At 67.4% G+C, this 3202-nt stretch carries 4 protein-coding genes; all 4 read left to right on the plus strand.

Going from position 1 to position 3202, the window contains the following annotated elements; translation table 11 throughout:
* Positions 1–492 (plus strand): RDD family protein (locus JYJ84_RS32415; protein WP_240201933.1); only part of this gene is annotated, 492 nt, incomplete at its 5' end.
* 225 nt (positions 493–717) lie between these two features.
* Entirely contained in the window at positions 718–1656 is a 939-nt protein-coding gene (locus tag JYJ84_RS32420; protein WP_122945912.1) for a UDP-2,3-diacylglucosamine diphosphatase, read from the plus strand.
* 29 nt (positions 1657–1685) lie between these two features.
* Positions 1686–2720 (plus strand): glycosyltransferase family 1 protein, encoded by a 1035-nt coding sequence (locus tag JYJ84_RS32425; protein WP_122945913.1) that lies wholly within the window; start codon positions 1686–1688, stop codon positions 2718–2720.
* Positions 2717–3202 (plus strand): diacylglycerol kinase (locus JYJ84_RS32430; protein ID WP_205189974.1); only part of this gene is annotated, 486 nt, incomplete at its 3' end. The genes JYJ84_RS32425 and JYJ84_RS32430, both read left to right, overlap by 4 nt.

Here is a 3202-nt window from a genome sequence, read left to right on the forward strand (position 1 = left end):
GCCCACGAAACCCCGGCCGCCGCGCCGTCCGTGCGGCGGCGTCTCGCCGCGCTGCTCTACGAAGGCGTGCTGCTGTTCGGCGTGGTGTTCTTTGCCGGGCTTGCGTTCAGCCTCGCGACGCAGCAGCGCAACGGCCTCGTCCATCACAACCTGCTCGCCGCCTGGATCGCGCTCGTGGTCGGTGCGTACTTCGTCTGGTTCTGGACGCACGGCGGCCAGACGCTGCCGATGAAAACCTGGCGGCTGCGGCTCGAATCGTCGAGCGGCCGGCCGCTGAGCGCGAGCCACGCGCTCGTCCGCTATGCGCTCGGCTGGCTGTGGTTCCTGCCGCCGCTCGCGCTGCATCCGCTCCTCGGCCTGTCGGTGCCCGTCACGCTCGCGCTCACTGCGGCGTGGATCGTCGCGTGGGCCGGCGCCGCCCGGCTGCATGCCGACCGCCAGTTTCCGCACGACCGGATCGCACGCACGCGCGTCGTCGCGATGCCACGCTGACGCGCCACATTCACCAGACCAAAGCATCTCGCCGGGGCAACGCCCACCCGCCCCGACAGCCTTGCCGGACAACGGCCGGACGTTCCGTACGGCAGGTTACGCAACGTCCCGTCATTCACTGCTAAACACCCTACAGCGGTCGTAATAAGAACGTCTCGTGACTGTCACGGCACAGTCACGCCCGCATGGCGGAATGCCGGTAATGTCAACCGGCGCGAGTCATGCATGGGCCAGAAAACGTCCGCGACCTCCCTGTTCCGTCACCCCATCGGCGCCCGCGCCGCCACAGCATTCCTGTCCGGTTCTGCCGCAACCGACGGGCTGGTGTCGCAAGACCCACCTGCCGGGCACGCCACGCAGCATGACGATCCCGATTCGTCTACCCATCGCTACCGGACCATCTGGCTGTCCGACATCCACCTCGGCTCGAGCGGCTGCCAGGCGCCGTACCTGCTCGATTTCCTGCGCCACAACGATTCGGAGTACCTGTACCTCGTCGGCGACATCATCGACGGCTGGCAGCTGAAGAAGGGCTGGTACTGGCCGCAGGCGCACAACGACGTCGTGCAGAAGATCCTGCGCAAGGCGCGCAAGGGCACGCAGGTCGTCTACATCCCCGGCAACCACGACGAGGGGGCCCGGCAGTTCTGCGACCTCGCGTTCGGCGATATCCAGGTGCGCGGCGAGGCGTTCCACACGACGCTCGCGGGCAAACGTTTGTGGATCGTACACGGCGACCTGTTCGACGGCGTGATCCAGCACGCGAAATGGCTCGCGTATCTCGGCGACACGCTCTACACGCTGATCCTCGTGCTGAACCGCTGGTTCAACCGGATCCGCAGCCGGCTCGGCTTCCAGTACTGGTCGCTGTCGCAGTACCTGAAGCACCAGGTCAAGAACGCCGTCAACTTCATCTCGCAGTTCGAGACCGTGATGACCGACGAGGCGCGTCGCCGCGGCTGCGACGGCGTCGTGTGCGGTCACATCCACAAGGCGGAGATCCGCGACATCGACGGCGTGCTGTACTGCAACGACGGTGACTGGGTCGAAAGCCTGTCCGCGCTTGTCGAGACGATGGAAGGCGAACTGAAGATCGTCTACTGGACGGTGATGCGTGCCGCACCGTCGGAGACCACGTCGCGCAAGGCCAAGGCCACTGCCTGACACACCCCTACTTACAGGACAAAGCCGCGATGAAGATCATGATCGTCACCGACGCGTGGGAACCGCAGGTCAACGGCGTCGTGCGCACGCTGAAGAGCACGTCGCGCGAACTCACCGCGCTCGGCCACCGCGTCGAACTGCTGACGCCGCTGGAATTCCGCACGGTGCCCTGCCCGACCTACCCCGAGATCCGCCTGTCGATCCTGCCGTACCGCAAGCTGCGCGCGCGGATCGATGCGTTCGCACCCGACGCGCTGCACATCGCGACCGAAGGCCCGCTCGGCCTCGCCGCGCGGCGCTATGCGCGTGCGCGCAAGCTGCCGTACACGACCGCATACCACACGCGCTTTCCGGAATACGTGCAGGCGCGCTTCGGCATCCCGCTCGCCGCGACCTACCGCTTCCTGCACTGGTTCCACGGCCCGTCGCTCGCGGTGATGGCGCCGACGCCGGTCGTCAAGCAGGACCTCGAGAAGTTCGGCTTCACGAACGTCGTGCTGTGGACCCGCGGTGTCGATCTCGACGTGTTCCGGCCGATGGAATCGAAGGTGCTCAATACCGCACGGCCGATCTTCCTGTACGTGGGCCGCGTGGCGATCGAGAAGAACGTCGAGGCGTTCCTGCGCCTCGACCTGCCCGGCTCGAAGTGGGTCGCGGGCGAAGGCCCCGCGCTCGCGGAGCTGAAGTCGCGCTATCCGGAAGTGAACTATCTCGGCGTGCTGTCACAGGCCGAACTCGCGAAGGTGTATGCTGCGGCCGACGTGTTCGTGTTCCCGAGTCGCACCGACACGTTCGGCCTCGTGCTGCTCGAGGCGCTCGCCTGCGGCACGCCGGTGGCCGCCTATCCCGTGACGGGCCCGATCGACGTGCTCGGCGAAAGCGACGCCGGCGCGATGCACGAGGACCTGCAGGAAGCCTGCCTCGAGGCGCTGAAGATCGAACGCACGACTGCGCGCGCGTGGGCCGAACGCTTCTCGTGGCGCGCGGCATCCGAACAGTTCGCGTCGCATCTGAAGCCGCTGCCGAAGACCGCGTACTCGCCAGCCGAAGGTGCCGCCGTTTGAAACGAGACCTGAACGACAAGACCCCGCCCCCCGACGCCACGCCGCAACGGCACCGCCCGTTCGACGAGGACGAGCCGCACGCCGAAGCGGACGTGCATGCGCACGAACCGCTCGGCCCCGACGATCAACTGACGCCGCTGCCGCCGAACCCGTACAAGCGCCACCGCGGCATCACGCGCGCCTGGTACGCCCTCAAGCATTCGCTGAACGGCTTTCGCGTCGCGATCCGCGAGGAGAGCGCATTTCGCCAGGAGCTCACGCTCGCCGCGCTGATGCTCCCGATCGGCGCGTTCGCGCCGGTGCCGGCCGCCTCGCGCGCGCTGCTGATCGCGTCGGTACTGCTGGTGCTGATCGTCGAACTGCTGAACTCGAGCGTCGAGGCCGCGATCGATCGCATCTCGCTCGAGCGCCACGAACTCTCCAAGCGCGCGAAGGACCTCGGCAGCGCCGCCGTGACGGTCGCGCTGTTCGCGTGCGTGACG

Source organism: Burkholderia sp. LMG 13014, from assembly GCF_905232215.1.
Classification (GTDB): Bacteria; Pseudomonadota; Gammaproteobacteria; order Burkholderiales; family Burkholderiaceae; genus Burkholderia.

Excerpts from the sequence above, each read along its gene's own strand:
- JYJ84_RS32420 (WP_122945912.1), top strand. The coding sequence starts at position 718 with ATGGGCCAGAAAACGTCCGCGACCTCCCTGTTCCGTCACCCCATCGGC.
- JYJ84_RS32425 (WP_122945913.1), top strand. The coding sequence starts at position 1,686 with ATGAAGATCATGATCGTCACCGACGCGTGGGAACCGCAGGTCAACGGC.